Source organism: Pseudomonas sp. 8AS (assembly GCF_902506505.1).
GTDB lineage: Bacteria > Pseudomonadota > Gammaproteobacteria > Pseudomonadales > Pseudomonadaceae > Aquipseudomonas.
The window spans coordinates 4,060,040-4,082,618 of record NZ_LR733406.1; the positions used below are offsets into that span (position 1 = coordinate 4,060,040).

Sequence of the window (22,579 nt, forward strand, 5' to 3'; positions counted from 1 at the left end):
GGATCGCGGGGCCGCCGGCAGACAGCCGAGGGGTTATACTGCGCGCCTGTTTTTTCAGCGAGCCGTTGCGCATGTCCCAAGCTCTCAGCACCGATGTCCTGATCGTTGGCGGCGGTATCGCCGGCCTCTGGCTCAATGCCCGCCTGCGCCAGCTGGGCTACGCCACCCTGCTGGTGGAAAACGCCAGCCTCGGCGGCGGGCAGAGCGTGAAGTCCCAGGGGATCATCCACGGCGGCGCCAAGTACGCCCTGCACGGCGCGCTGACCGGCGCCTCGGAGGCCATCGCCGACATGCCGCGGCGCTGGCGCGAGGCCCTGGGCGGCAGCGGCGAGCTGGACCTGACCGGAGTGCGCCAGCTGTCCGAGGCCCACTACCTGTGGTCGCCGGGCAGCCTGGCCGGCAACCTGACCAGCTTCTTCGCCAGCAAGGCGGTGCGCGGGCGGGTCGACCAGGTCAAGGGCGAGCAGCTGCCGCCGGCACTGCAGCATGCGAAATTCAAGGGCAAGGTCTATCGCCTGGCCGAACTGGTGCTCGACGTGCCCAGCCTGATCGCGCGCCTGGCCGCACTCGCCGGCGACAGCCTGCTGGCCGGCCACGAGATCGCCCCGCTGCACGAAAACAACGAGCTGGCCGGGCTGCTCGTCGATGGCCGCGAGATCCGCGCCCGGCGCGTGGTGCTCAGCGCAGGCCAGGGCAACGCCGAGCTGCTCGCCGCCCTCGGCCTGGAGCAGCCGAAACAGCAGCTGCGTCCGCTGCACATGGTGCTGGTCAAGGGGCCGAGCCTGAAGCCGCTGTACGCCCACTGCCTGGGCGGCGGGCCGAAGCCGCGGGTCACCGTGACCAGCCATCCGGCGGCCGATGGCCAGTGGGTCTGGTACCTCGGCGGCGATATCGCCGAGGCCGACGGCGTGGCCCGCGACGCAGCCGCGCAGATCCGCGCCGCACAGAAGGAACTGGGCGACCTGCTGCCGTGGATCGACCTGGCCGACGCGCACTGGGCCACCCTGCGCGTCGACCGTGCCGAGCCGGCGCAATCCGGCCTGGCGCGCCCGGACAACGCCTTCCTCGCCGACCAGGGCCGGCTGCTGGTCGGCTGGCCGACCAAGCTGGCCCTGGCCCCGGACTTCAGCGACCGGGTACTGGCCGCCCTCGACCGCGACGGCATCCGCCCCAGCACGCAAGCACCGCTGCCCGAGCTGCCGCGCCCCGCCGTGGCCCGCCCGGTGTGGGAGGAACTGCTGCCATGAGCCTGCACGACCTGCATCGCCCGCTGGGCGCGACCGGCCTGCGGGTTTCGCCGCTGGGCCTGGGCACGGTCAAGCTCGGCCGCGACCAGGGCGTGAAGTACCCCAATGGTTTCACCATTCCCGACGACGCCGCGGCGCGCAACCTGCTGGCCCAGGCCCGCGCGCTGGGCATCAACCTGATCGACACCGCGCCGGCCTACGGCGTCAGCGAACAGCGCCTCGGCCCGCTGCTGCGCGGCCAGCGCCAGGACTGGGTGATCGTCAGCAAGGTCGGCGAGGAGTTCGAGGCCGGCCAGTCGCACTACGACTTCACCCCGGCCCATGCCCGCCTGTCCCTGGAGCGCAGCCTCAAGCGCCTGGAAACCGACTGCATCGACCTGCTGCTGGTGCACTCGGACGGCCGCGACCTGGCCATCCTGCAGGACAGCGGCCTGTACGAGGCGCTGGCCGGCTTCAAGCGCGAGGGCAAGATCCGCGCCTTCGGCCTGTCCGGCAAGACCGTCGCGGGCGGCCTGCTGGCGCTGGAACGGGGCGACTGCGCGATGGTCACCTACAACCTTGCCGAGCAGGGCGAAAAACCGGTGCTCGACTATGCCGCCGCCCATGGCAAGGGCATCCTGGTCAAGAAGGCGCTGGCCAGCGGCCACGCCTGCCTGGCCGCCGGCCAGGACCCGGTGCGCGCCAGCTTCGAGCTGCTGTTCGCCCACCCGGCGGTGAGCAGCGCCATCGTCGGCACCATCAACCCGCAGCACCTGGCGGCAAACGTGGCCACCGCCGCCGCAGTGATCCGCGACTACACTGCACAGCTCCGATAAATCGCTGCGCTCACAACCTCTGTAGGGTGCGCCGCGCGCACCACGAGCCCTGCACAGACAGGCGGCGCGCACAGCGCACCCTACGCAAGGCCATCCAGCCCGGACGTCCATCGCAAGCACAGCCCCGCAGGAGCCGATATGTCGAGACTACTGGCCCGCAAAGACCCTGGCGCCTTCAAGACCCTGCCGCTGCAGGTCAGCGCCGGCGCGGACGGCCTGCACTATCGCAGCCAGGGCCTGCCGCTGAACTTCGCGCAGATGCAGGAGCGGCGCAGGCCGATCGAAGTGGTCGACTGTCGGCAGTTCGCCGTGGAACTGGCCAACCTCGGCGTCTCGGTGCGCCTGACTCTCAACTGGCAGGGCCGTGACTACTGGCTGCTGGTGCGCCAGCGCCGCCCGGATCGCGGCGACGTGGTGCTCAAGCTGATTTCCGGCTACGTGCCGGCCCACGAGCTGAACCTGCCGCTGCTCACCGCCATCCAGGAGGTGGCCGAGGAGTGCCTGATCGAGACCGCCGATGGCTGGCTGGGCGGGCGCTTCGGCGATACTTGGCTGCCGACGCCCTACCAGCCCAGCCTGCGCTACCGCGAACGCAGCCACTTCCGCCTCGCCCCGCTGAGCGGCGCGGCACGCCCGGTGCAATGCGCCAACCTGACGCTGCTGGAACGGCCGCAGGCCTACGTGCACCTGCCCACGGCCTCGCTGCAGCTGGTCTACGACCTGCGCCTGGAGTTGCCCCGGGACTGCCGCCAGCCCAGCCTGTTCCACGTCGACGAATGCCTGGAGGACGGTGCGCTGGTCGCCCGCCTGGAGCGTCGCCGCCCCGACCTCTACCTGCTGCCCCTGCAGCAGGGCCGGCCGAGCGGCGAGCTGTTCACCCTCCGCCGCGGCGAACTGCAGCCGGCCAACTGCCGCGGGCTGTGGCTATCGGAGAGTTTTGCCGAACAGGACGGCTGGCTGGTGCGTGACGAGCGCATCGCCTGGAAGGACTGGCTTCAGTGCCTGCTCGCAGCCTGAGCAGACGCATAAAAAGGCCATGCCTATGCTGGTGTCGATTGCCCTATATGGCAGCGCCAACCGAGATAGCTCTCTAGATACTGGATATCCACACGATGAACACGCGCCATACAGGTTTTCATGTACCAGCCCTAAGCGTTGGGTTTCTGCACACGACAGGCCTCGCCTAGCACGTGCATGCCCAGACCAGGATTCAGCTGACGATGCGCCAAAAGCAGCGCCGAGCATAGTTCTGCCCCTAGCCACAGTTGGGCCGCCCCCGCCTTGTGCGTTTGCTCGCCCACTGAATCGACCCTTTGCGCGACATCCTTTGCCGAACAATCGCCACAAGAGGCCGCCAACAGCAGCTGGCTGCACAACTCACACCGACGATTGCCGCCAGGCCAGCGCAGAGCAAGTGCTAGATGAGCGAGCGATCCCAACGGATGCCACGCTTGACGATCTTGGCCGGCACGCCAGCAACAACACAGTGCCCCTCGTCGAAGGCGCGGGAGACCAAGGAGCAGGCACCAACCACTGTCTCCGGCTGCAACACGGTGCCCTTGAGAATCTGCACATCACGGCCAACCCACACGCGATCGGCAATGCGCACATCGCGCGCGAGATTGACCCGCTGGCTGCTGGCCACATCGATGATCGAGTGCTTGTCGCCGGTACGAATCAGGATATCGGTGGACAGCATGCAGTCATTGCCGATATCGATACTGGCCGCCTCATCGACCAGCAGATAGGCGCCCTCCACCGTGGTATCGGCACCAATGCGGATGTGCTGCCCACAGGTACGGCGCAAATAAATCTTCCCCGAGCTGAAACGCGCCCGAGCACCGATCTCGATCAGGTTGTCCTCACCGTCTAGGCGAATTTCGCAGTGACTGATGACCACGCCCTCGCCGAACACCAGGCGATTATTGCGACCACCCAGTTTGATGGTCACCTTTTTCATTTGCCGCTCGCTGCTTGCAGGCAGCAGCACGAAATTGCCCGGCTTGATGGAGCGCCGGTTCTTGTAGGCGAGGTTGTGCAACCACCGCTGAATACGCTCTAGCATCACGCTCAATCCTTGCTGCGAATCTTCTCGACAATCGCGGTGGTCGAGCTGTTCTCCACCAAACCCAGCACCCGCACTTCGCCACCATAGGCGCGGACGATATCGGCACCGACCACGCCCTCGATGCCGTAGTCGCCGCCCTTGACCAGCACATCCGGCTTGATTGCGCGCAGCAGGTTTTCCGGGGTGTCCTCGCTGAAGCTCACCACCCAGTCCACCGCGCCGAGGCCGGCCAGCACGGCCATGCGCCGGTCGACCGAGTTGATCGGCCGACCCGGCCCTTTCAGGCGACTGACCGAGGCATCGTCATTGACCGCCAGCACCAGGCGATCGCCCTGGGCGCGGGCCTGCTCCAGGTAGGTCACGTGGCCGGCGTGGAGAATGTCGAAGCAGCCGTTGGTGAAGACGATCTTCTCGCCGTGGGCGCGGGCATCCTCGATCACCACCAGCAGCTGCTCCAGGCTGACCACGCCGCGCTCGGAGCCCTGCTCGCGCTGCACCGCCCGGCGCAGCTCCGGCGCACTGATCGCCGCGGTGCCCAGCTTACCGACCACGATGCCGGCGGCCAGGTTGGCCAGCGCCACCGCCTGCGGCAGCTCCTCGCCGGCGGCCAGGCTGGCGGCCAGGGTGGAGATCACCGTGTCGCCGGCACCGGTGACGTCGAACACTTCGCGGGCACGGGCCGGCAGGTGCAGCGGCGCATGCTCGGGGCGCAGCAGGGTCATGCCGTGTTCGCCACGGGTAACCAGCAGCGCGCCCAACTCCAGTTCCTGCATCAGCTTGGCGCCGCGACTGACCAGCTCGGCCTCGTCGGCGCAATGGCCGACGATGGCCTCGAATTCGCTGAGGTTCGGCGTGATCAGGCTGGCGCCGCAGTAGATGGAGAAGTCCTTGCCCTTGGGGTCGGCCAGCACCGGAATGCCCTTGGCCCGCGCCAGCTGGACCAGGGCCTGGTGGTTCTGCAGCGCGCCCTTGCCATAGTCGGACAGCACCAGCACCTTGACCCCGTCGAGTAGACCATCGACGTCAGCGGCCAGGGCCTCGGCATCGGTATGGAAGGGTTCCTCGAAGTCCATGCGCAGCAGCTGCTGGTGGCGGCTCATGACGCGCAGCTTGACGATGGTCGGCTGGTCGTCGATGCGCTGGAAGTGCGCCTGTACGCCGGCGGCATGCAGGCTGTCGGTGAGGCTGTGGGCCGCCTCGTCGCGCCCGGTCACGCCGACCAGTAGCGCCGGCGCGCCGAGCGCGGCGATGTTCAGCGCGACGTTGGCCGCACCGCCCGGACGGTCCTCGATCTGCTCGACCTTGACCACCGGCACCGGCGCCTCCGGGGAAATCCGCGAAGTGCCGCCGTGCCAGTAACGGTCGAGCATGACATCGCCGACTACCAGCACGGCAGCCTGATCGTAACGGGGCATGGACAACTTCATGGGGACTCCGAAGCCAAAAATAGCGGTCGCGTAGTTTATCAGGCGATATCTGCGGGAGCGTCTTGGTCGAGCCCCAGGGCATGCAGACGCGCGTAAAAGCCGTTCCGGGCCAGCAATTCGAGATGAGTGCCGCGCTCGACGATCTGGCCCTGATCCATCACCAGAATCAGGTCGGCCTTTTCGATGGTCGACAAGCGGTGGGCGATGACCAGCGTGGTACGCCCCATCATCACCCGATCGAGGGCAGCCTGAATATGCCGCTCGGACTCGGTATCGAGGGCCGAGGTTGCTTCGTCCAGCACCAGCACCGGCGCATCCTTGAGCAGGGCACGGGCAATCGCCAGACGCTGGCGCTGCCCACCCGAGAGCAGAACGCCGTTTTCACCCACCTCGGTATCCAGCCCTTTAGGCAGCTTGTCGATGAATTCCTTGGCGTAAGCAGCCTCGACCGCCTGCTCGATCGCTTCGCGGGGTGCGCCCGCCAGATCACCGTAGGCAATATTATTCGCGACTGTGTCATTGAACAGGGTGACCTGCTGGGTAACTAGGGCAATATGCCGGCGCAGGTTGCGCAACTTGTACTCCTCGACATCCACACCATCAAGCAGGATCTGCCCGGTTTCATGGTGGTAGAAGCGCGGAATCAGGTTGGCCAACGTCGATTTGCCGCTGCCCGAACGCCCCACCAGAGCGATCATCTGCCCCGGCTCGGCACTGAAACTGATGTCATCGAGGACCCGTTTCTCGCTGCCCGGGTACTGGAAGCTGAGATTGCGAATCTCCAGAGTGCCACTGACCCGCTCGCGCTCGACGCTGCCCTGATCGACCTCAGGGGTCTCATCAAGCTGCTCGAAGATGCTTTCGGCACCAGCTACCCCTTTCTGGATCGTCGAGCTGACTTCGGACAGCTGCCGAATCGGTTTGGGCAGCAGACCGGCCGCGGTGATATAGGCAACCAGATCGCCGGCCGTGGCATCACCACGCAGGAACAGCACAAGGAACATCAGCACCGCCATGGCGCTGTAGATCACCAGTTGCAGCATTGGCGTGTAAACCGCACCAGTCTTGGTCATGCGCAACTGCTTGTCGGTATTGTCCTGGCTCGCATTTACAAAGCGCCCGGACTCATAGGCCTCTCCGCCAAAACTGCGGACGACCCGATAACCCTGGATAGTCTCGGAAGCAACATGGGTCACATCGCCCATGGCCACCTGGATTTTCTTGCTCTGCTTGCGAAACTTCTTGCTGGCACTGGTCACCATCAGACCGATCAGCGGCAGGATCGCCAGCATCACCAGGGTCAGTTGCCAGTTCATCCACAGCAGGTAGGCAAACAGGAAGATCACCGTCAGCCCCTCACGGATCACCACCTTGATAGCGTCGGTGGCGGCACCGGTGACCATCGTGACGTTGAAGGTGATTCGCGAGATCAGGTGACCGGAATTGTGGCTGTCGAAATAACGATTGGGCAGCGCCAACAGACTGTCGAACAGTGCGATGCGCAAGTCATGCACCAGCCCCAGCGAAACCCTGGCCAGGAAATAATTGCCTAAGTATGAGCCGACTCCCTGCCAGGCCGCGATCAGCACGATAAGCAGCGGTACTGTCTGCAGCAGCTGCAGGTCGCGCAAGTAGGGCACGCTGGGGAAAAGCACCGCTTGCGGATTGCTCAGACCATCGACGAAGTACTTGAGGATGCCAGCCAGCATCGGCTGGGTCGAAGCAAAGATGACATAACCGAGAATGCTGACCATGAACAGGCCGGCATAGGGCCTGACATAACCGAGCAGGCGAAGGTAGATCTTCAGACTGGATGCCTGGGCAGCATCGGAGGACTGGTCGGCCATGCGCTCACGCTGTGACGTTACCAAAAGGCCGCATAGCTTAGCACAGCAGCTGCCTCTTCCCGGCTAATGCATTAAGATGCCGTCCCCACAAGTAGCAATCGCGACTATTCAAGTGCAGACCTCACAATCACTGACAAGCTCAGCCAGAGCGTCTCTGGATAATTTTATCGTTCACTACTGGTTAGTGCTTGGCTATGTCGTGCTACTGACCGGCCTTTTCTGGGTTCCCTCCGGCAGCCTTTATACCAAACTGTACTACGCTCTAACGGCGCTCCCCGCACTGATCGGCCTGGCAATCGCGCCACGCAAACTGTGCATGACTGTACGCGAGCCGATCATCTTTGCCTTTATTGCGATCGCGGCCTGGCTACTCATCAGCCTCTGCTGGACGCAAACTGACAACAGCCAGCTCAAGCTAGCCAAGCGGCCACTGTACGTTTTCCTGCTCTTCGCATCGTGCGCCTTGATCGCCTCCAAGAATGAGCAACTCCTACTTGGCGCGCTGCGCATCGCCGCCATCCTGGCCGGGTTCGCCGCGCTGGCCAACCTGCTCATCCACCTGAGCAGCAACCCACTTACGAGCCGTATGATCGGCACGGGCGGGCTGCGTAACCCCCTGCTCAGCTCTCATGTATTCGGTTTCTTCTGTACCTACTGGGTTGCCAGCTGGCTGGTGCGCAACGAACGCCTTGCCTGGCTGCCGCTACTGCTGGGCCTCCCGCTCGTGACCGCGCTCTTGGCCACCGGGTCGCGCACACCGCTGCTTGCACTGACCATGACTTGTGCCTGGATGCTGCTCATGGTTGGTAAAAGGGCGCTCTACCCCTTGACCATGATTGCGCTAGCGGCCTGTTCCCTCATTATTTTACAACCCGACATTTTGTTAGAGCGCGGAGCTTCCTTCCGCCCGCAACTGTGGAGCGAAGCTTTGCGCCAGGCCAGCGAGCAGCTGTGGCTCGGCCAAGGCTACGACAGCAGTTTCGTATTCAAGATCGCCGGGCTCGAATATGCACTGAGCGACCCACATAATGTTGAGCTGGCCGTCTTACTGGAACTTGGCCTGATCGGCCTAGCTCTGTGGCTGCTGATGCATGGACTTGCCCTTATCCGCTGCCTGCAACTCAGGCATGAGCGCCAGTTCCAGCTGGTTTCCGCCCTGATCGTCTACGGACTCTGCGCAGGCCTGTCGGAAGGCAGCAACTTCCTTTCCAGGCCCAACGAGAACTGGTTCATCATCTGGATACCGCTAGCGCTGATCGCAGCCCTGTCGATAGCCCAGCGCTTGCGAGCGACCACGCAGTGAAAGTGCTCCAGCCCGAGGAACTGGATGCACTGCTGCACGGTGCCAAAGTCATCGAAGAAGATGGCTACGGCCTCAAGGTCGCGCGCCTTGCCGATGGAGACTTCCTCAAGCTCTACCGGCGCAAGCGACTGATGTCCTCAGCACTGTGGTTGGCTCCGGCACAACGCTTTGCCGACAATGCCAGGCGCCTGCAGCAACTCGGCCTCACCGCCCCCACCATCGTCGACACCCTGCTGATCCCGCAACGAAAACTCAACGGAGTGCGCTACCAGCCACTGCCCGGACAAACCCTGCGCGATCACTACCGCGCCTTGGGACCACAGGAGCGCGACGGTGAAGTCGAGCGTTTCGGCGCACTCCTCGGCCAACTGCATCAGCTCGGCGTGTACTTCCGCTCACTGCACCTGGGCAATGTGCTGTGCCTGCCGGACCGGACCTTTGGCCTGATCGACCTCTCCGACATGACGATCAGCGGCAAGCCGCTCAGCCGCTGGAAGCGCAAGCGCAACCTGCAACATATGCTGCGCTACAAGGAAGACAGCACCTGGCTGACCCAGGAACACGGCTCAGCCCTGCTAAACGGCTACTGCCAGCAGTGCGGCAACAAGAGCGCGGAACGCCTCGCCAAGGATCTGCAGCGCCTGCGCCCCAGCGGAGACAGGCCATGAGCAAGCTGCTGCAGCGCCTGCAACGACTACTTGGACGCAAACCGCCGAAGCTGCCGAAACTGCTCAGGGCCCAGGCGAAATTCAGCCAGCGCTACCCCCATTACAGCATTGGCATCGGGACCTACGGGATGCCGCAGGTGCATGACTGGAACGAAGGGGCGACGCTGAAGATCGGCGCTTACAGCTCGCTGGCCGGCAATGTGCAGATCTACCTGGGTGGACATCACCGCACCGACTGGGTCAGCTGCTTTCCATTCCCGGCATTTGTCGAGGAAGCGGCACATATCGCGGACTATGGTGGCACGCGTGGCGACGTCGTCATCGGCAGCGACGTGTGGGTCTGCTCAAACAGCATCATCCTGTCCGGGGTCACGATTGGCCACGGCGCAGTCATCGCCAACGGCAGCGTGGTAACCCGTGATATCGCGCCTTACGCCGTGGTCGCCGGCAACCCGGCACAACAGGTGCGCTGGCGCTTTACGGAAGAGCAACGACAAGCCCTGCTCGAAACCAGCTGGTGGGACTGGCCGGAAGCAGAAGTCCGAGCCGTTGCACCCCTGCTCTGCTCCGCAGATATCGCAGCCTTTCTCGACTACGCGCGCCGGCGCTCAACCCAATAACCAGCGCCACAGCGCGCGCAGCGTCTTGCCATTCCAGTAGCGCAACGGCAGCTGTGCCAGCAACTCGCGCGCGAGTGGTTTGTCGTCGGCCGCACACTTGAGCAGCATCGAGTTGATAAAACGCGCGCGCACCTTGCGGTAGGCCGGATGATCAGCGAAGCGCGCATAGGTCGCGAGCACCTGCTCGATCATGAAGCGCCGATTCTTGTAGGTATTGGCACCGTGCACGCGGTACTGCGCCAGCACATCGGGCAATACATCAATGAAATAACCGGCCCGGGTGATCTTGAGCTCGACCAGCAGATCCTCCAGCCGGATGCTCGGATCGAAGCCACCCACCTGCTCCAGCGCCTCACGCCGGAACAGCAGGGTTGGCGCAGGCGCGCCGGCCTTCTCGGAGCAGAATACATCCTCGAAGTTCAGCCGCCGAAATGGACGCGGCCGGTCACGCTTGGCCAGCGCATGCCCGGCGCCGTCGATGTGCTGGATATTGCCCGCGCAGATACCGACCTCGGGCTTGCCCTGCAGATAAGCCACCTGGGTCGCGATGCGCTCGGGCAGCATCACATCATCGGAGCCGAAAGGCGCGATCAACGCTCCCTGCGCCTGTGCAATGCAGTCATTGAGCGTGCGCGCCAGCCCCTGGTTGGCCTGCGCCCGGAAGGCGAAGCCATGCACCGCCTGCAACGCACTGATGCGCGCAACGCTGTCATCACTCGAACCATCGTCGACCACCAGCAGCTCGATGCGCGGATAGCTCTGCGCCAGCACACTGTTGATACAGGCCTCAATATAGGGCCCGTGGTTGTACGAAGCGATAATCACACTGACCAGCGGCAATTCACTCATGACCGCCCTCGCCTTTTGCTCCCGCCAGCATCTGCTCCAGCAGCTCACGGTACTGCCGGCGGAAATCCTCGATGGCATGAGCCCGGCACAGATAGGCGTAGGCCTGCTCGCCCTCCGCCGCTCGCGCCTCCGGGGAGAGACGCAGGACCGCCCGCAGCTGCTCGGCCAGCGCCGGCGCCTGCGCGACCGGGAAAGTGCGCCCGCCGCAATCCTCGAGGATCGGGCGCAGGCTATCGATATCCGAACCGATCACCGGCAAGTGAGCACTCATGCCCTCCAGCAGGGCCAATGGCAAGCCTTCGCTGAGGGATGGCATGACGAAGGCGTCAAAGGCGCGTACGTACTGCAAGGCATCCTCCTTCGCGCCGAGCAGCCACACGCGCCCCTGCAGGCCACTGTTCTGGATCACAGCCTCCAGCTCAGTACGCGAACGCCCCTCGCCGATGATGGCCAGCATCGCACCCGGATACTCATCCTTGATCTGGGAAAAGGCCTGCAACAGATGGATATGCCCCTTGACCGGAACCAGGCGGCCGATCGTGCCGAACACCCAGGCATCGGCAGGCAGCCCGAGCAGTTCGCGCGCCTGCGCGCGAGGGTGCTGCAGCGCTTCGGCACGGCGGATGTCGATGGCATTGTTGATCTGCCGGACATTGCCTTCACTGAAACCTGCGCCACAGTTCAGCAAGTCTTCACGCACCGCCCGCGAGACGCCGACAAAGCGCCAAGCGGAACTGCGCAGGCAGCGCATCTCCCAGCGCCGGTAGGCCCGATCATACTCGCCCAGGCCGTGCAACACGCCGATGCAGGCCGGAATCCGCAGCCAGCGGCCGAGAATCAGCAGCATGTTGATCGGTTTGAAGCGATGCGCAATCACCGCGTCATAGCCTTCAGCCCGGCAATGCTGGTAGAGCGCCCAGAGCACGCGCAGGCGCAAACCCTTGGTCGCCTGCTGGCTGAACTCGAAATAGATCGAACGCGCCGCCCGGCTTTCCGGTTCGCCCGGCCCGGGCCGTCCGCGAACGAAAGCAGTGGTCACCTCATAACGTTCTGCCGGCAGCGCCTGGATAACCTGCTCAGCCAGATCGGAAGCATTCACGTTGTAGCGGTTCTGCAGCTGCAGGACCTTGATCTTGCGTGTCATGCCTTAGCCTCCCAGCCACAGACGCAGAGCCTTGCGTACATAGGAGCCCTTGAACAGCACGCGCCAGTCGCGCTTGAGTGCTGCGACAAAGAACGCCTTGGCGGCCGCCACATCGCCCTCCAGGTACGCGCTGCGAAACAGCGACAGGCTGCGCTGTACATAGAACGCCGACTTCAACACCTGGAATGGTGCGCCCAGGCGCTCTGCGGCGAACACCTCATCGACCAGCGCCAGGCCACCCGCCTTGGCATGCTGGAACTGATGACGCAGGCTGTCGTCGTGCTTGTGAATCAGCGCCAGCGGCTGATCCAGACGCGAGCACGGATAGTTGGCCAGCGCCTGGGCAAACACCGGAATGTCCTCGGCGCTGCGGAAAGCCTGCGGATATCGCCCACGCGCGAACACCTCGCGATGCATGACACAGGCGCCATTGGACAACGCCAGACGCTTGCCCAGCAGATAGGCACGCAAACGCTCCAGCGCAGGTTCAGGCAGCACGCCCGGCTTGTGCTCGCGCGACTTGCCATCCTCGCTGACGGCAATGTGGGCACCGATCACCAGACGCGTCTGCGGCTGTGCCTGCAGGTGCTGGCGCACGGCCTGCAGGGCGCCGGGCGCCAGTTCGTCATCGGCATCGAGGAAGATCAGAAAATCGCCAGCGGCCTCATCGATACCCAGATTGCGAGCTGAAGCAGCGCCACCGTTGGCCTTGTGCACGGCGCGAAAGCGGCCGGCATGCCGCTCCAGCAAACGCGCCAGCACCTGCTGGCTGTCATCGGTCGAACCGTCGTCGATGACGATCAACTCGGCCGACTCATCCAGCTGTGCCAGCACCGACTCGACGGCACGCGGCAACACGGCCGCGTAGTTGTACGTAGGAATGACGACGCTAAGCAGCGGCTTAGCCGACATTGTCGTACCAGTCCTTGTCGTCCTTGACCACGAGGATGTCTTCCATGATCAGGTACTGCAGGTCCGAGCCGTAGAACATGTTCAGCGCATCGGTCGGCGAGCAGATCATCGGCTCGCCCCGGCGGTTGAGCGAGGTGTTCAGCGACACGCCGTTGCCGGTCAGCTTTTCCAGCTCGAGCATCAGGTCGTACCAGCGCGGATTGAAGCGGCGCTCCAGCACCTGGGCGCGCGAGGTGCCGTCCTCGTGCACCACTTCGCCTACGCGCTCCTTCCACTCCTCGTTGACCTCGAAGGTGAAGGTCATGAACGGGCTCGGATGGTCGACCTTGAGCATCTGCGGCGCCACGGTGTCGAGCATCGACGGGCAGAAGGGTCTCCAGCGCTCGCGGAACTTGATCTGCTCGTTGATGCGGTCGGCCACGCCCGGCACGCTCGGGCAACCGATGATCGAGCGGCCACCGAGGGCGCGCGGGCCGAACTCCATGCGCCCCTGGAACCAGGCCACGGGGTTGGCGTCGACCATGATCCTGGCGATGCGCTGCGCGGTGTTGTCGATGCGCTTGAACTTGGGCTTGCTCGGGTGGCGGGCGCAGGCGGCGATCACGTCTTCATTGGAGTAGGCCGGGCCGAGGTAGACATGCTCCATCTTCTCCACCGGCACGCCGCGCTGGTGCGAGACGTAGGCGGCGGCGCCCACCGCGGTGCCGGCATCGCCGGCAGCCGGCTGAACGAACAGCTCTTTCACATCGTCCCTGGCGATAATCTTCTGGTTCAGCTTGACGTTCAGCGCGCAGCCGCCGGCGAAGGCGATCTTGCCGGTTTCCTTGAGGATGTCGCCGAGGTAGTACTCCATCATCTCCAGCGCCAGCTTCTCGAACAGCGCCTGCATGCTGGCGGCGTAGTGGATGTAAGGATCGTCGGCGATGTCGCCCTGGCGCTTAGGCCCCAGCCACTCGATCAGCTTGGGCGAGAAGTAGTAGCCCTTGCCGTTTTCCTTGTAGCGGCGGAAGCCGATGACGTTGGCGTAGTCGGTGTTGATGATCAGCTCGCCGTTCTCGAACTTGGCCAGGCGCGAGAAGTCGTACTTGGCCGCGTCGCCGTAGGGCGCCATGCCCATGACCTTGAACTCGCCGTCGAGCATCTCGAAGCCGAGGAACTCGGTGATCGCGCCGTACAGGCCGCCGAGCGAATCCGGATCGTAGAATTCCTTGATCTTGTGGATCTTGCCGTTCTCGCCGTAGCCGAAGAAGGTGGTGGCGTATTCGCCCTTGCCGTCGATGCCGAGGATCGCGGTCTTCTCGGTGAAGCCCGAGCAGTGGTAGGCACTGGAGGCGTGGGCCAGGTGGTGCTCGACCGGCTCGATCTTGACCTTCTTCAGGTCGAAGCCCAACTGCTCCAGGCACCACTGGATCTTCTTGTGGTAGCGCTTGTAGCGGCGGTTGCCCATCAGGATGGCGTCGAGGGCACGGTCCGGCGCGTACCAGTAGCGCTTGGCGTACTGCCAGCGGGCCTTCTCGAAGATGCTGATCGGCGCGAAGGGGATGGCTACCACGTCGACGTCCGCCGGCTTGATCCCGGCCTGTTCCAGGCAGAACTTGGCCGACTCGTAGGGCATGCGGTTCTTCGCGTGCTTGTCGCGCACGAAGCGCTCTTCTTCCACCGCCGCGATCAGCTTGCCGTCGATATAGAGTGCGGCGGACGGATCGTGACTGAGTGCGCCGGACAGGCCGAGAATGGTCAATGCCACAGGTAAAAGCCTCTAGTTCGGGCAGGTGCCGGGCACCTGCGGTAAACGTTGGTCGAGCAGCTTGCACAGCTGTGAGTCAGCTGGCCAGTTGCGCAGAAAACGGGCGCGGTCGCGGGCATAGGCCCGGGCGAAGCTGCGCGCACTGCGATGCTGTTGCATGGCGTCGAGGTCGATCAGCGACCAGTTGCCCAATGCCTCATCCCAAAACAGATTGCTGCCCTTGAAGTCCCCATGGCTGATGCGTTCGCGCAGCAAGGCGGCGAACAGACGATCCAGCGCCAGCAGGTCAGCTTCCGGGGGCGATCCTTCGTGGAACGCCTTAAAACGCGCGATTATATCCTGCCCGCCGCAGTATTCGGTAATCAGGTAGGCACGCCCGCGCAGCCAGCACCAGCGCCGCTCGATCACCGCCAGAGGCCGCGGCGTGGCGATCCCCAGCAGCAGCAGGCGGTTGCCCTCGACCCAGCTGTGCCAGGCACGACTGGGTCGCCAGAACCGCTTGAGCCAGTGGCTGAAGCCCTTGATGTTGTAGCGTTTGGCGACGACATCCCGCGTCGCCAGCGGCAGGCGCGCCACCGTGGCCGTGCCGCCCTGTTTGAGTCCTTGCCCGCCATCCAGCGCCTGATCCGGCGCAGCCAGCAGGGGCTCGAGCTCGGCGGCGCAGTCACGCCGCACCACCCGCAGACCGAAGGCGCCGATCCGCGCACTGAACAGACTGCAATCACGCGCCACCTTGCTCAGGTAATCCCGCAGCCGCCAGTGGCGCGCCTTGGCGATGGCCGCCTGCAGCGCCTCCAAAGGCAAGGCATGTTCGCCGTTCACCAGCAGATAGTGAATCAGCAGTTCCTCCAGATGAGCATCCAGCTCGGACGGCAACTGGGCGAAGAACAGCCCGAGGTTTTCCAATACCCGCGCCTGCGCCAGGGGCTGCCCGGGCGTCTCGGCCAGCACGCCACCACCGTCGATCACCCACAGGCGCTCGCCTTCGACCAGCAGGTTGTCCAGGTGCAGATCCGCCTGATACAGGCCTCGGCCATGCAGTCGGGCAATCACCCCCAGGGCCTGCGTCAGCACGGCCTCCTGGCCCGCCGACAGCCACGGCTCATGCGCCACGTCACGCCAGGCATCCCACAGGCTGTGGGCCTGCTCGATGTACTCGAAGAGCAACCAGCCACCCTGCCCCTCGACAAAGCCCTGCGCCAGCAACGCGGGCGTATCCAGGCCCTGCTCGGCCAGCAGGCGGGCACCGGCCAGCTCACGCTGGAAATGTCGCGCCGCCTTCCTGCCAACCAGCAGCTTGGCCAGCACGGCACGGCCTTGCCAGCGGGCCAGGCCGACATAGCGCTGAGCGGGTAGCACCCGCAACAGGTTCTGCAACAGCAACGGCTCGCCAGCCAACTCCAGAGCCACCGGCAACACCGGCTCGCGACCTGCTGCAGCCAACTGATCCAGGCGCATCAACGTGCGTCCTTCTGCCGACGTCGCGCACTCAGGCGCTGCCACCAGGTGTCCACCCGGGCGCCATCGCCCAGATAGCCCAGCAGGAACTGGCGAATATCGCTTTCCCCCCAGACACTGGCGCGGCGCAGCAAGGGCTCCAGATCCTTGATCCGGTCACGCCGCCCCAGCAACAATGGACGGGTCTTCTCTAGGTCGATCAACTGCGCCTCAAAGCCCGCGGCCGCTTCGCGCAGAAAAATGTGCTTCGGGTAGAAGCAGCCATGCATCTGCCCCGCAGCGTGCAGCGTACGGGCCAGGGCGCCGCACGCGTGCAGGATGGCCATCTGCCGTTGCGCAGCCAGCGCCGACCACTGCGGCAGGTACGACTCCAGATCACGCCAGCCATCCAGAGCACGAGTCAGCAGGATGGCCCGGGATTCTCCCGGCACCCGCCGCTGGGCAAAGAAGGCCGCCTGCAGCGCCGGAATGTGTAGCCGCTGATAACGACAGACATTGCGAAACTCGCGGGCAAAGGTCGGCTCACCCAGAGGGTGCAGCAGGCTGCGGGTCAAGTGGTTGTTTTGCCGCTTGAGGTAATAGGCCTGCTCGCCCAGTTCCAGGCGGCACACACTGCTCCAACCGCCGCGCTCGGTGTTGGGTACGTCAACGGCATCCAGCTGCAGCGCCCACAGCGCATCGAAGCTGGCCAAGCCATGCTGCTCAAGCAGCTGGCGATCTGCCGCCGCGATAAAGTCGCTCATTCACGCCCCTCGAAGAATCTCACGATCTTGGCTACCTGGCGCTTGTCCGCCGCGCTCAGGCGCTCGGCACCGCGGTACTGCAGATAAAAGCGCAGGCGCTGCGTGCGCGACAGCACCTTGCTGGCCACCTTGTCCAGGCAGGCCAGGTCCTTGACGATGCGGTAGCGCAGCAAAGGCCCCCACCAGAAACTGCCCGAGGGGCAGTCGATAAAGAACAGCTCGGCGTGCGGATTGACCAGCAGATTGCGCCACTTCAGATCGTTATGGGTGAAGTGGTGGTCATGCAGGGTACGCGTGGCACGGGCAAGCTGGCGGCTGACCGTATCCACCCAGGCGACATCCTGCAGCCGTTGATCGCCACGCTGCGCCAGCAGGGCGAGATCCTCGGTCTGTTCCAGCTCCCGGGTAATCAGTGCGCCGCGGGCGAAGGCACCGCCGCGGCGCTCCAGACCGTAGGCCATGATTGAGGCGGTGGGAATGCCCCAGCTGGCAAAATGCTTGAGGTTCTGCCACTCGGCCTTGACCCGCGGCCGGCCGACCCAGCGCCGCAAGCCCTTGCCCGCGCCCCAGTAGCGTTTGACGTAATAGCGCACACCCTCGTGCTCGATGCGAATCACCTCGGACAGCGGATCGCGCGTCAGGCGCTCGCCCTGCAGGGCAAACACCACGTCGAGGCTGGCGAAACTGGCGGCCAGCGTTGCTGGCAGGTCGCCGGCCGTACGCCACGCACTCATGAGCCGGCCCCCGGCGCATATTTGCGCTGGTAACGCAGCATGAGCCTGGCCGCCTTGCGCTCCAGCCAGGCCAGCAGCCGGGCTTCGTCGCGCAGGATGTCGCGCAGCGGTTTGTCGAAATAGGTGCGCAAAAAGCGCAGCTTGTCGCGGCGGGTCAGGCCGATGTCCAGCGCAGAGAAGTACAGCGCGGCCAGGTCCTTGTCGCGCCAGCGCCGCGGGGTGGCGGCGCGGGTCTGGGCACGGTGCAGGTCGATCACCGACAGGCGGAAATCGTCCGCCGTCACCGGCTTGTCGGTGTGCAGCAGGAAGTGGCAGATGTAGCAGTCGCGGTGGTTGACCCCGGCGCGGTGCATGGTGCCGACCATCCGCGCCACCTCGGCGATCAGCGCGCGCTTAAGGCGCGGCTCGGGCGGCTGCTGGGCCCAGTTGAGGCTGAGCTGCTCCAGATCGGTGGTCGGCGCCAGTTCCTCGGTGACGATGAAGGAATGCTGCGTCGCCGGGTTGGCGCCGCGCTCGCCATAGGCGACGGCGGTCATGGTAGCCACGCCGACCTCGGTCAGGCGCTGGATCGCCCGCCACTCCTGGGCCGCGCCGAGCACCGGCAGCTTGGCGGTGAGCAGGTTCTTGGCGATCTCGCCCCAGCCGATGCCGCGGTGGATCTTGACGAAGTAGCCGCGCCCGGCGACTTCGGTGCGCAGGGTGCGACGGCCTTCCAGCTCGCGGTAGACCTTGCCCTGCAGGGCCTCGACCGCGGCGAAGGCGTCCTGGCCGGCCCACAGGCTCTTGAACGGTTCGGTGAGAATCAGCTGCATGCCCGCTCCGCCAGAATCACATCGGCCGCATGCTGCGGCATGGAGTACAGATCCGCCGTGTCGGCGAAGGCCAGGCCGTTGGCGCCCCAGCGGGCGCGGCCGGCGTCGTCGGCCAGCATGTCGGCCAGGGTGCGGTTGAGCTGCGCCTGGTCGAAGGGACTGGCCAGCACCCGACCGGCATCGGCCTCGGCGATGTAGTGGGCATAGCCGCACACGTCGGTGACCAGCACCGGCAGGCCGGAGACCAGCGCCTCCAGCAGCACGGTGCCGGTGTTCTCGTTGTAGGCCGGGTGGATCAGCAGGTCGGCGCCGAGCAGGAAGCGCGGGATGTCGCTGCGCCCCTTGAGGATCTGCACCTGCTCGGACACGCCGAGGGCCTTGGCCTGCAGCTGGAACGAACGCGGGTCGTCCTGGCCGATGGCGATCAGGCGGGTGCGCTGTTTCAGCTCGCGCGGCAGGGCGGCCAGGGCCTTGAGGCTGCGGTCCAGCCCCTTGGTCTTGAAGCCGGAGCCGATCTGCACCAGCAGCAGGTCGTCATCCGCCAGGTTGAACTCGCGGCGGAATTCGGCACGAATCTCGGCCGCGTTGGCCGGTGCGCGGCGGTCCTGGGCGATGCCCGGCGGCAACAGGTGAAAGCGCGCGGCCGGGGTCTGGTAATGCTTCACGAACAGCGGCTGCTGCACCTCGGAGATCATCAGGATCTCGGTCTTCGACTCCGGCGCAAACACCGCGCGCTCGTAGTCGGCAAAATGCTTGTAGCGGCCCCAGCGCTTGTAGATCGGGTTGCGCAGGGTCTGCGCCTTGTCCTCGTAGCAGCCGTCGGCGGCGTAGTAGACGTCCAGCCCCGGCATCTTGTTGAAGCCGATCAGTCGGTCCACCGGGTCGCGGGCCAGGTCGGCCGCCAGCCAGGCGCTGAACTTCTCGTTGCGGTGGTGGTTGAACAGCGCCTTGATCGGCGCCACCCGCACGTCGAATCCGGCGGGCACCTCGCCCTCCCAGATCGGCGTGTAGACGCGGATGGCATGGCCGCGCGCCCGGCACTCCAGGGCGATGCGCAGGAAGTCGCGCTGCAGGCCGCCGAATGGGAAGTATTTGTAGAGCACGAACGCCAGCTGCATCACACCGCCTCCTGTTGCGCCAGAAGCAGGGCATTCAGCTCGTTGCCCACCCGCTCGGCACCCAGGCCGTCGAAGCAGGGCTTGTGCCGGTCGCCACTGCCAGAATCCGGCCCGCTGGCGCACAGGTGCACCTGGCCGCGACCGTAGGCGCCCACGCGCCCGGGCAGGGTCGGGCCGTACAGCGAGATGCACGGCACATCCAGCGCCGCCGCCAGATGACCGAGGCCGGTATCCACCGCCACGCAGGCCGTGGCGCCGGCGATTACCTTGGCCACCCCGGCCAGGTTCAACCTGGGCAACACGGAGGCGCCGTCGATGCCGGCTGCGATGCGCTCGGCGCGAGCCTTCTCCGCCTCGTTGCCCCAGGGCAGGCGGATCACCCAGCCCTGCCCGGCCATGCGCTGGGCCAGGGCTCGCCAGTCGGCCTCCGGCCAGTGCTTGCTGGCCCAGGTGGTGCCATGCAGGAACAGCAGGTAGGGCTGCGGGCCGGGCGCGGCCATGGCCGCGCGGTCCAGGCCGTAGTCGCCGAGCCCCTCGGGCAATGCGTAACCCAATGCCTGGGCAAATAGCTGGCGGGTGCGCTCCAGGGCGTGCTGGTCCTTGGCCACCGGGTACTGGCGGTCGTAGAAGCGACAGGCGATCGGCTCGCGCGCCGAGTCGCGGTCCAGGCCGGCCACCGGCGCCTTGACGTAGCGGGTCAGCCAGGCGCTCTTCAGCAGGCCCTGGGCGTCGAGCACCAGGTCGTAGTCGGTCTCGCCCAGGCGCGCCTTGAAGCGGCGCCAGTCGCCGTTCTTCAGGGTCTGCCAGAGGTTCTTGCGCCAGCGGCGGATCGCCACCGGAATCACCTGGGCCACGGCCGGGTGCCAGGCCGGAATCTCGGCGAAGCCCTCCTCGACCACCCAGTCGAACTGGATGCCGGGGATGGCGCGCGCGGCATCGGTGAGCGCCGGCAGGGTGTGGATCACGTCGCCGAGGGAAGACGTTTTAATCAGCAGTACCCGCAAACTATTCGACCTCGACCGGATCGGCGACCAGGCGATCCAGCGCCTCGATCACCGGGCGCGGCTTGAGTTCGCGCAGGCAGTTGTAGTGGCCGAAGCGGCAGGTGCGCTCGAAGCACGGGCTGCAGTCCAGGCCCAGGCGGACGATCTCCACCTGGTCGGCCAGCGGCGGGGTGAACTGCGCCGAGGTGGAGCCGTAGACGCCCACCAGCGGACGATTCAGCGCGGCGGCCACGTGCATCAGGCCGGAGTCGTTGGAGACCACGGCGCCGGCAGCGGACATCAGGTCGATGGCCTCGGCCAGCGAGGTCTCACCGGCCAGGTTGACCACTTCCTCGCGCAGGCCGGGAATCAGGCGATTGCGGATGTCTTCGCCGACGGCATGGTCGTTCTTCGAGCCGAACAGCCACGCCTGCCAGCCCGCGCGGATCTTCACTTCGGCGACCTTGGCGTAGTGCTCGGCCGGCCAGCGCTTGGCCTCGCCGAACTCGGCGCCGGGGCACAGCGCCAGCACCGGGCGGTCCAGACTCAGAGCGAACTTGGCCAGGGCCGCGCTGCGGCTGGCTTCATCGATCTGCAGGCGCGGCTGCGGATAGGGCTTGGGAATCTCGACGCCGTCTTCATAGGCCAGCGCCATAAAGCGCTCGATCATCAGCGGGTAGCGTTCCTTGTCCAGCGTGCGGATGTCGTTGAGCAGGCCGTAGCGCATCTCGCCCTTCCAGCCGGTACGCAGCGGAATGTCGGCGAAGAACGGCACCAGGGCGGATTTCAGCGAGTTGGGCAGCAGGATCGCCTGATCGTACTGGCCGGCCAGGGACTTGCCGATGCGCCTGCGGCTGGCGATGTCCAGCACGCCGTGGCCGAGCGGGAAGCTCAGCGCCGCGCGCACCTCGGGCATGCGCTCGAGGATCGGCCGGCTCCACTCGGGGGCCAGCACGTCGATCTCGCAGTCGGGGTGACGCTGCTTGAGGCAGACGAACAGGGTCTGCGCCATCACCATGTCGCCTACCCAGCTGGGCCCAACGATCAGTATTTTCATGTCTATTCCAGAAACAACCAGGGAGGCTTGCGCCTCCCCGTCTGCCGTAGAGGGCGGGTTACTTGACCAGGGTGCGCCACTCCGGGTGGGTGCTGGTCTGGCCGGTGACCAGGTCGAAGTAGGCCTTCTGCAGCTTCTCGGTGACCGGGCCGCGGCTGCCGATACCGATGGTGCGGCCGTCCACTTCGCGGATCGGCGTGACTTCGGCGGCGGTGCCGGTGAAGAAGGCCTCGTCGGCGATGTACACCTCGTCGCGGGTGATGCGCTTCTCGACCACCTGGATGCCCAGCTCGGCGGCCAGGGTGAGGATGGTGCTGCGGGTGATGCCGTTCAGGCAGGAGGTCACTTCCGGGGTGTACAGCACGCCGTTCTTGACCAGGAAGATGTTCTCGCCGGAGCCCTCGGCCACGTAGCCTTCCGGATCCAGCAGCATGGCCTCGTCGGCGCCACCGGAGATGGCTTCCTGCAGGGCCAGCATCGAGTTGATGTAGTTGCCGTTGGCCTTGGCGCGGGTCATCGCGATGTTGACGTGGTGGCGGGTGAAGGAGCTGGTGCGCACCTTGATCCCGCTCTGCAGCGCCTCGTCGCCCATGTAGGCGCCCCAGTGCCAGGCCGCGACTATCACCTGGGTCTTCAGGCCGGTGGCGCGCAGGCCCATGGCTTCCGATCCGTAGAACACCATCGGGCGGATGTAGGCGCTTTCCAGGTTGTTCTCGCGCACGGCGGCGCGGGTGGCTTCGTTGATCTCGTCCTTGGTGAACGGGATCTTCATGCCCATGATGTGCGCCGAGTCGAACAGGCGGTCGGTGTGCGCCTGCAGGCGGAAGATCGCCGTGCCCTGCGGCGTGTTGTAGGCGCGCACGCCTTCGAACACGCCCATGCCGTAGTGCAGGGTGTGGGTCAGCACGTGGGTGGTGGCGCTGCGCCATTCCACCAGCTTGCCGTCATACCAGATCACGCCATCACGGTCGGCCATCGACATAGTTGCCTGCTCCTCGAGTGTTCGCTTGGTTCATCGGTTGCACTG

At 65.4% G+C, this 22,579-nt stretch carries 21 protein-coding genes; 6 read left to right on the plus strand and 15 right to left on the minus strand.

Features of this window, described 5'->3' with window-relative positions:
• The first annotated feature begins 71 nt into the window (after positions 1–71).
• The 3 genes from GV001_RS19005 to GV001_RS19015 all read left to right on the plus strand — a co-directional run bounded on the left by GV001_RS19005 (position 72) and on the right by GV001_RS19015 (position 3,079).
• Positions 72–1,247: an FAD-binding oxidoreductase gene (locus GV001_RS19005; protein ID WP_160082746.1), complete on the plus strand. Its 1,176-nt coding sequence runs from the start codon at positions 72–74 to the stop codon at positions 1,245–1,247.
• The gene (locus GV001_RS19010) at positions 1,244–2,062 is read left to right on the plus strand and encodes an aldo/keto reductase (RefSeq protein ID WP_160082748.1); all 819 of its coding nucleotides are present in this window, start codon (positions 1,244–1,246) and stop codon (positions 2,060–2,062) included. The genes GV001_RS19005 and GV001_RS19010 overlap by 4 nt, the downstream gene beginning before the upstream one ends.
• A gap of 138 nt (positions 2,063–2,200) precedes the next feature.
• On the plus strand, positions 2,201–3,079 hold the full coding sequence (locus tag GV001_RS19015; RefSeq protein WP_160082750.1) for a metal ABC transporter ATPase: 879 nt from the start codon (positions 2,201–2,203) through the stop codon (positions 3,077–3,079).
• 400 nt (positions 3,080–3,479) lie between these two features.
• Here GV001_RS19015 and GV001_RS19020 read toward each other — a convergent pair whose 3' ends face one another.
• From GV001_RS19020 to msbA, 3 genes are read right to left on the minus strand one after another with little or no spacing between them, the layout of a single operon-like run.
• Positions 3,480–4,127 carry an acyltransferase gene (locus GV001_RS19020; RefSeq protein WP_160082751.1) on the minus strand — a complete coding sequence of 216 codons (648 nt, stop codon included), beginning with the start codon at positions 4,125–4,127 and terminating at the stop codon, positions 3,480–3,482.
• Positions 4,128–4,132: 5 nt separating this feature from the next.
• Positions 4,133–5,557, minus strand: a complete 1,425-nt coding sequence (gene hldE, locus GV001_RS19025; protein ID WP_160082753.1) for a bifunctional D-glycero-beta-D-manno-heptose-7-phosphate kinase/D-glycero-beta-D-manno-heptose 1-phosphate adenylyltransferase HldE — start codon at positions 5,555–5,557, stop codon at positions 4,133–4,135.
• A 38-nt stretch (positions 5,558–5,595) separates the two neighbouring features.
• Positions 5,596–7,404: a lipid A export permease/ATP-binding protein MsbA gene (gene msbA, locus GV001_RS19030; RefSeq protein WP_160082755.1), complete on the minus strand. Its 1,809-nt coding sequence runs from the start codon at positions 7,402–7,404 to the stop codon at positions 5,596–5,598.
• 112 nt (positions 7,405–7,516) lie between these two features.
• Here msbA and GV001_RS20220 point away from each other — a divergent pair, with 112 nt between their 5' ends.
• The 3 genes from GV001_RS20220 to GV001_RS19040 are packed head-to-tail and all read left to right on the plus strand — an operon-like array spanning position 7,517 to position 9,995.
• Positions 7,517–8,707: an O-antigen ligase gene (locus tag GV001_RS20220; RefSeq protein WP_256664963.1), complete on the plus strand. Its 1,191-nt coding sequence runs from the start codon at positions 7,517–7,519 to the stop codon at positions 8,705–8,707.
• Positions 8,704–9,375 carry a lipopolysaccharide kinase InaA family protein gene (locus GV001_RS20225; protein ID WP_256664964.1) on the plus strand — a complete coding sequence of 224 codons (672 nt, stop codon included), beginning with the start codon at positions 8,704–8,706 and terminating at the stop codon, positions 9,373–9,375. The genes GV001_RS20220 and GV001_RS20225 overlap by 4 nt, the downstream gene beginning before the upstream one ends.
• Positions 9,372–9,995 carry a CatB-related O-acetyltransferase gene (locus GV001_RS19040; protein ID WP_160082757.1) on the plus strand — a complete coding sequence of 208 codons (624 nt, stop codon included), beginning with the start codon at positions 9,372–9,374 and terminating at the stop codon, positions 9,993–9,995. The genes GV001_RS20225 and GV001_RS19040 overlap by 4 nt, the downstream gene beginning before the upstream one ends.
• Here the strand turns inward: GV001_RS19040 and GV001_RS19045 are convergent.
• From GV001_RS19045 to GV001_RS19100, 12 genes are read right to left on the minus strand one after another with little or no spacing between them, the layout of a single operon-like run.
• Positions 9,984–10,844: a glycosyltransferase gene (locus tag GV001_RS19045; RefSeq protein WP_160082759.1), complete on the minus strand. Its 861-nt coding sequence runs from the start codon at positions 10,842–10,844 to the stop codon at positions 9,984–9,986. The genes GV001_RS19040 and GV001_RS19045 overlap by 12 nt on opposite strands.
• Positions 10,837–11,988: a glycosyltransferase gene (locus GV001_RS19050; protein WP_160082761.1), complete on the minus strand. Its 1,152-nt coding sequence runs from the start codon at positions 11,986–11,988 to the stop codon at positions 10,837–10,839. Before GV001_RS19050 ends, GV001_RS19045 begins: the two co-directional genes overlap by 8 nt.
• Before the next feature lie 3 nt (positions 11,989–11,991).
• Complete coding sequence (locus GV001_RS19055) at positions 11,992–12,900, minus strand: glycosyltransferase family 2 protein (RefSeq protein WP_160082763.1); 909 nt, start codon at positions 12,898–12,900, stop codon at positions 11,992–11,994.
• Positions 12,890–14,647: a carbamoyltransferase gene (locus GV001_RS19060; protein ID WP_160082765.1), complete on the minus strand. Its 1,758-nt coding sequence runs from the start codon at positions 14,645–14,647 to the stop codon at positions 12,890–12,892. The genes GV001_RS19055 and GV001_RS19060 overlap by 11 nt, the downstream gene beginning before the upstream one ends.
• Positions 14,648–14,659: 12 nt before the next feature.
• A complete protein-coding gene (locus GV001_RS19065) occupies positions 14,660–16,105 on the minus strand; it encodes a lipopolysaccharide kinase InaA family protein (protein WP_160082767.1) in 1,446 nt (481 codons plus the stop codon).
• The gene (locus tag GV001_RS19070) at positions 16,105–16,848 is read right to left on the minus strand and encodes a lipopolysaccharide kinase InaA family protein (protein WP_160082769.1); all 744 of its coding nucleotides are present in this window, start codon (positions 16,846–16,848) and stop codon (positions 16,105–16,107) included. Before GV001_RS19070 ends, GV001_RS19065 begins: the two co-directional genes overlap by 1 nt.
• Complete coding sequence (locus tag GV001_RS19075; RefSeq protein WP_160082771.1) at positions 16,845–17,582, minus strand: lipopolysaccharide kinase InaA family protein; 738 nt, start codon at positions 17,580–17,582, stop codon at positions 16,845–16,847. The genes GV001_RS19070 and GV001_RS19075 overlap by 4 nt, the downstream gene beginning before the upstream one ends.
• The gene (rfaP, locus tag GV001_RS19080) at positions 17,579–18,394 is read right to left on the minus strand and encodes a lipopolysaccharide core heptose(I) kinase RfaP (protein WP_160082773.1); all 816 of its coding nucleotides are present in this window, start codon (positions 18,392–18,394) and stop codon (positions 17,579–17,581) included. The genes GV001_RS19075 and rfaP overlap by 4 nt, the downstream gene beginning before the upstream one ends.
• Entirely contained in the window at positions 18,385–19,512 is a 1,128-nt protein-coding gene (locus GV001_RS19085) for a glycosyltransferase family 4 protein (RefSeq protein ID WP_160082775.1), read from the minus strand. The genes rfaP and GV001_RS19085 overlap by 10 nt, the downstream gene beginning before the upstream one ends.
• Positions 19,512–20,516 carry a lipopolysaccharide heptosyltransferase I gene (waaC, locus tag GV001_RS19090; RefSeq protein ID WP_160082777.1) on the minus strand — a complete coding sequence of 335 codons (1,005 nt, stop codon included), beginning with the start codon at positions 20,514–20,516 and terminating at the stop codon, positions 19,512–19,514. Before waaC ends, GV001_RS19085 begins: the two co-directional genes overlap by 1 nt.
• A gap of 1 nt (position 20,517) precedes the next feature.
• The gene (gene waaF, locus GV001_RS19095) at positions 20,518–21,552 is read right to left on the minus strand and encodes a lipopolysaccharide heptosyltransferase II (protein ID WP_160082779.1); all 1,035 of its coding nucleotides are present in this window, start codon (positions 21,550–21,552) and stop codon (positions 20,518–20,520) included.
• Positions 21,553–21,610: 58 nt separating this feature from the next.
• On the minus strand, positions 21,611–22,534 hold the full coding sequence (locus tag GV001_RS19100) for a branched-chain amino acid transaminase (protein ID WP_160082781.1): 924 nt from the start codon (positions 22,532–22,534) through the stop codon (positions 21,611–21,613).
• Positions 22,535–22,579: the final 45 nt, after the last annotated feature.

Bases quoted from the DNA above. Each gene is read 5' to 3' on its own strand.
- rfaP (WP_160082773.1), bottom strand. From the start codon at position 18,394: ATGCAGCTGATTCTCACCGAACCGTTCAAGAGCCTGTGGGCCGGCCAG.
- GV001_RS19045 (WP_160082759.1), bottom strand. From the start codon at position 10,844: ATGAGTGAATTGCCGCTGGTCAGTGTGATTATCGCTTCGTACAACCAC.
- GV001_RS19010 (WP_160082748.1), top strand. From the start codon at position 1,244: ATGAGCCTGCACGACCTGCATCGCCCGCTGGGCGCGACCGGCCTGCGG.
- GV001_RS19005 (WP_160082746.1), top strand. From the start codon at position 72: ATGTCCCAAGCTCTCAGCACCGATGTCCTGATCGTTGGCGGCGGTATC.
- GV001_RS19085 (WP_160082775.1), bottom strand. From the start codon at position 19,512: ATGCAGCTGGCGTTCGTGCTCTACAAATACTTCCCATTCGGCGGCCTG.
- GV001_RS19075 (WP_160082771.1), bottom strand. From the start codon at position 17,582: ATGAGTGCGTGGCGTACGGCCGGCGACCTGCCAGCAACGCTGGCCGCC.
- msbA (WP_160082755.1), bottom strand. From the start codon at position 7,404: ATGGCCGACCAGTCCTCCGATGCTGCCCAGGCATCCAGTCTGAAGATC.
- GV001_RS19065 (WP_160082767.1), bottom strand. From the start codon at position 16,105: ATGCGCCTGGATCAGTTGGCTGCAGCAGGTCGCGAGCCGGTGTTGCCG.
- GV001_RS19015 (WP_160082750.1), top strand. From the start codon at position 2,201: ATGTCGAGACTACTGGCCCGCAAAGACCCTGGCGCCTTCAAGACCCTG.
- GV001_RS19040 (WP_160082757.1), top strand. From the start codon at position 9,372: ATGAGCAAGCTGCTGCAGCGCCTGCAACGACTACTTGGACGCAAACCG.
- waaF (WP_160082779.1), bottom strand. From the start codon at position 21,552: ATGAAAATACTGATCGTTGGGCCCAGCTGGGTAGGCGACATGGTGATG.
- GV001_RS19070 (WP_160082769.1), bottom strand. From the start codon at position 16,848: ATGAGCGACTTTATCGCGGCGGCAGATCGCCAGCTGCTTGAGCAGCAT.
- GV001_RS19100 (WP_160082781.1), bottom strand. From the start codon at position 22,534: ATGTCGATGGCCGACCGTGATGGCGTGATCTGGTATGACGGCAAGCTG.
- GV001_RS19050 (WP_160082761.1), bottom strand. From the start codon at position 11,988: ATGACACGCAAGATCAAGGTCCTGCAGCTGCAGAACCGCTACAACGTG.
- hldE (WP_160082753.1), bottom strand. From the start codon at position 5,557: ATGAAGTTGTCCATGCCCCGTTACGATCAGGCTGCCGTGCTGGTAGTC.
- GV001_RS19020 (WP_160082751.1), bottom strand. From the start codon at position 4,127: ATGCTAGAGCGTATTCAGCGGTGGTTGCACAACCTCGCCTACAAGAAC.
- GV001_RS19055 (WP_160082763.1), bottom strand. From the start codon at position 12,900: ATGTCGGCTAAGCCGCTGCTTAGCGTCGTCATTCCTACGTACAACTAC.